This window comes from Variovorax glucosi (assembly GCF_051216695.1).
Lineage (GTDB): Bacteria > Pseudomonadota > Gammaproteobacteria > Burkholderiales > Burkholderiaceae_C > Variovorax.
In genome coordinates this window covers 1-1,131 of sequence record NZ_JBPJZE010000285.1, presented here as the reverse complement: position 1 = coordinate 1,131, position 1,131 = coordinate 1, and the positions used below count along the sequence as shown (strand labels likewise).

The window sequence follows — 1,131 nt, the reverse complement described above, 5'->3', positions numbered from 1 at the left end:
GCGACCAGATCGTCGGACAGGCGGTCGGGCTGCCCATTCCCATGGGCCTGCTCGCGGCGCTTGCGGTGGTCGTCACCTCCGCCACGGTCGTGATCTACGGCAAGGCGATCTGGGACCCGGTCGACCTGGCCAGCCGCATGACCGGCGCGGCCGTGCTCATCGCGCTGATCGTGCTGCTGGTCGACACCGTCAGCGTCAACCTCGCAGCCAACCTGGTGGGCCCGGCCTACGATTTCTCGGCGCTGAATCCGCGGGCCATTTCATACCGCACCGGGGGCTACATCACGGCCGGAATCGCGGTCGCGATGATGCCGTGGAAGCTGCTCGAATCCACGCAGGGCTACATTTTCACCTGGCTCATTGGCTACTCCGCGCTGCTCGGGCCGATTGCCGGCATCCTGATTGCCGACTACTACCTCATCCGCCGCACGCAGCTGCAGGTGAACGACCTGTACAGCGACCATGGCGAGTACCGGTACAAGAACGGGTTGAATCCTGCCGCAATCGCAGCGTTCATCGCCGTCGTTCTGCCCAACCTGCCCGGGTTCCTCAATGCGGCGCTGCCGAGCGTCTTTCCGGACGTGCCGGAGGTCTTCAAGACGATCTACACCTACGCATGGTTCGCGGGCATCGCCATCTCGACCGTCGTCTACGTCGCGACGATGCGGCTGCAGAAGCCGACGACGGTGCCGCAACAGGCCAGGCCTTCGGAGGCTTGAGCATGACGAACGCGCTCTTGATCCGCGGCGGGATCGTCGTCAACGCCGACCGGGAGTTCGCAGCCGACGTGCTGTGCGTCGACGGGCAGATTGCCGCTGTCGGCGCCGATGCCGCCCACCACGCGCCGGCCGGCGCGGTGCAGCTCGACGCTTCCGGGCAGTACGTGCTGCCCGGCGGCATCGATCCTCACACGCACATGCAGCTGCCGTTCATGGGCACGGTCACGATGGACGATTTCTTCACCGGCACGGTCGCTGGCCTGGCCGGCGGGACCACGACCATCCTCGACTTCGTGATCCCCAATGCACAGCAGTCCCTGATGGAAGCCTATGGCACCTGGAGGGAATGGGCGCGCAAGTCCGCCGCGGACTACGGCTTTCACGTCGCCATCACCTGGTGGGACGAGAGCGT

General features: G+C 65.9%; 1 protein-coding gene and 1 pseudogene. Both read left to right on the top strand.

The genetic code is table 11. The annotated features are described in order from the left end of the window. Positions 1 to 719, top strand: a 719-nt coding sequence (locus ACSFA3_RS25015; protein ID WP_435508046.1) for a cytosine permease, incomplete at its 5' end; no start/stop codon positions are given. 2 nt (positions 720 to 721) lie between these two features. Further along, positions 722 to 1,131, top strand: a pseudogene (locus tag ACSFA3_RS25010) (dihydropyrimidinase); the annotation flags it as partial.